The sequence below is a fragment of the Mesorhizobium sp. M1A.F.Ca.IN.022.07.1.1 genome (assembly GCF_003997575.1).
In the GTDB taxonomy this organism is placed as follows: Bacteria; Pseudomonadota; Alphaproteobacteria; order Rhizobiales; family Rhizobiaceae; genus Mesorhizobium.
Genome location: NZ_RZST01000520.1, coordinates 1 through 2,799 on the forward strand (window position 1 = coordinate 1; position 2,799 = coordinate 2,799).

The window sequence follows — 2,799 nt, forward strand, 5'->3', positions numbered from 1 at the left end:
CTTCATCAGCCCGCCGATGGCGTCGAAGCCGGGGCTGGCCCGGGTCATGATGTCGCGCGAATGACGCTCGGCGATCGGCCTGACGGCGGCTTCGACTTCCGCCGGCGGAAAGGCGCTCAGCACGGCCGATTTCATTTGCCGGTAGGCGGCCCCGTCCTGCGTGCCGAGGATGAAGTTCGATCCCCTGGCCAGTTCCGCCATTTCCGGTCCGTACGGCGTCTCGAACTCGTCGCCGCGCTCCAAAATGTCGCGCACATCGACGCCTTTGGTGACAAGCAGGAAATTGCCGAAGGCCAGGTTCGGCCAGAAGCGGCGCAGCAGCGCCAGCAGCCAGCGCGGGTCGTTGAAAAGGAAGCCGGCGATACGGGACGCAAGCCCCTTGGCGCGGAGCCGGTCGATATCGAAGGGCGGCATTTCGGCGACAGGGCGCTGGCTCTTCTGGGCAGCGCGGACAGCAGCGAAATACTTCAACTTGATCATGCGCGTTCGAGCCCCCCGGCTGTCCACGTCACTGCGATGCCGGCTATTGTCTGGCCTAGGTTTGGTTCGGTCCGGCGTATGTGATTTTTTTCACAATCATCGGTGTTCGGTTCCAGCAATCATGCGATGGACTTGGCCTGGCCGAAATTCGCGATCAGGAAGTTGTTCTTCGCAGGATCGACGAACGGTATCCAGCGAATCCGCTGCTCAGAAAAATCGGGATGCCTGGTTGCCAGAATGGCGCGTTCGCGTTCGGCCTCCTCAAGACGGCCGCTCCGCATCAAGGCGCCGATTTTGAGGAACCTGGCGTAGAAATAGCCCGGCGAAAGGTTGAGCGAGCGATCGGCAACCGCAATTGCGGCCGGCCAGTCCTCGACCAAACAGTATGCGGCAGCCAGCTCGCCCAGATTGTGAAAGCGGTAGAGGTCGAACGGGCTCAGCCGCTCGGTATCCAGGAAGAACGGGATCGCGCCGGCGGCATCGCCAAGCAGCAGCCGCGCGCTGCCCATTGCCGAGCGGGCGAAGGCAAAGCTCGGATTGATGTGAATCGCCTCGGCCAGATGCTCCGCCGCCGATGCCGGCTGGCCGCGCATGATGTCGGCCGCCCCGAGATAGGCGTGCGGCCGCGCGTCGAGGCTGTCCATCAAGAGCGACTTGCGCGCAAATTCTTCGACCTTGGCCAGGTCGTCGCTGTCGCCGAAGCGCAGCCATGCCCGCCAGAAATACCACCATGCCAGCTCGTTCAGCACGGCGCTGGAATTCGGATCTTCTTGGTAAGCCTTCTCGAAGAATTCGAGCGCGATCTCGGTGTCTTTGCGCGTGCGCCTGTTCATGTGCCAGCGGCCTCGCCGCACCAGCTGCCAGGTCTCGAGGCTTTCCCACGGCACCTGGAAGGTGCGCACCTGCTCGGCTCGGTCGACCTCCTTGTCGAGGATCGAGACGATCTCGCTGCCGATCTGGTCGCGCAGCCTGAAGATGTCGATGAGGTCGCGGTCGAAGCGCTGCGACCAGACCAGGCGCCCGTTCGACGTGTCGGTCAGCGAGGCGTTGAGGCGTATCTGCCCGCTGTGGCGCGCCAGCGTGCCGCCGACGATGTAGCGCGCGCCAAGCGCATTGCCGATGAGCCTGGTTCCGAGCTGGTCGTCGCGAAACTGGAAGCTGGAGCCCTTCGCGATCACCGAGAGCCAGCGGGTGTTGGACAGGCCGTAGATGATGTCTTCCGCAATGCCGTCGGCCATGTAGCCGACGTCAGGCTCGCCTCCGTTGCTGCCGTGAAACGGCAGCACCGCGATTGCCGGCGGGCCCTTCGATGCGAGTCTGTCATGGACGGGAGCGGTAGGGATGGCGGCCAGGGGCGCAGCAATCGCCGCGCCGTTGCCGCCGCGTCCGGCGATCAGCACACGTACAGGCAGGGCGATGTTCTTGAGCATGAACTCGCCAAGGTCGGTGAAAACCGCGGCCGTTTTGTCCTTCACGTGGTGCCAGGTCGTCTCTGAGATGGCTAGACCGTCATGTGGAGCGAATTCCTGCAGGCGCGCGGCAATGTTGACGTCGTCGCCATAGAGGCGGCCCTCGCGGACGATGACGTCTCCGGTGTTGATCCCGGCCCGGAACGGCATGCGCATCTCATCCGCGGCCGAGGCATTGAGCGCCATGATCCGGTCCTGGAAATCGAACGCCGCGCGCAAGGCTTCGATTGGATTGCCGAATTCGGCCATGATGCTGTCGCCGGCAACGCCAAACGTGCGGCCGCCAAAGGCGCCGCAACTGTCGGTGATGATATCGCGCCTTTCCTCGAAGGCCGCGACGGCGCGCTCGTCGTCGATGCCCATCAGCCGCGAAAAACCAACGGCGTCGATAGAAATGATTGTCGCAAGCTGACGGGTATAGTTCCGTTCAGCCATGGTTGAGCCCCCGGTCCCTGTTTTCGGTCCAGAACAGGCGACTTCCGCTCCAAAAAAACTTCGCCGTTTGCCGATGGAAGATCCCCGGCAGGCTCGGCGCGCCGTTGCCACCCTGTTGGTCCGGGACTCTAACAGGGTCTGGCCAAAAGCTCTACCACGAACAGCTAATGGAAGGCGGTTTCGGCGCAAGCCATGGTTAGTCGTTCGTTACCTGAAGTCCGATGTTGCAGAAGCCTCCTTACTTGTTGGATTCACGCCATTTTACTTATTTAAGCTTTCGCGAATAGAGGTCGCGCTGGCCGTGACGGACCAACTGTGGAGCAAGGCGTTGCGGCCCGTTGGCGGAACCAACGGGCCCGGATTCGAGTTGTCAGCGCGTTCATGCCACCACGAGAGATTGAGGGCAGTCATGCGC

Annotated in this window: 1 protein-coding gene and 1 pseudogene; both read right to left on the reverse strand. The window is 62.7% G+C overall.

The genetic code is table 11. The annotated features are described in order from the left end of the window. Positions 1-480: pseudogene (locus EOA75_RS31495) on the reverse strand (cytochrome P450); the annotation flags it as partial. 119 nt (positions 481-599) lie between these two features. Next, positions 600-2,384 (reverse strand): adenylate/guanylate cyclase domain-containing protein, encoded by a 1,785-nt coding sequence (locus tag EOA75_RS31500; protein ID WP_067320029.1) that lies wholly within the window; start codon positions 2,382-2,384, stop codon positions 600-602. Between the last annotated feature and the right edge of the window lie 415 nt (positions 2,385-2,799).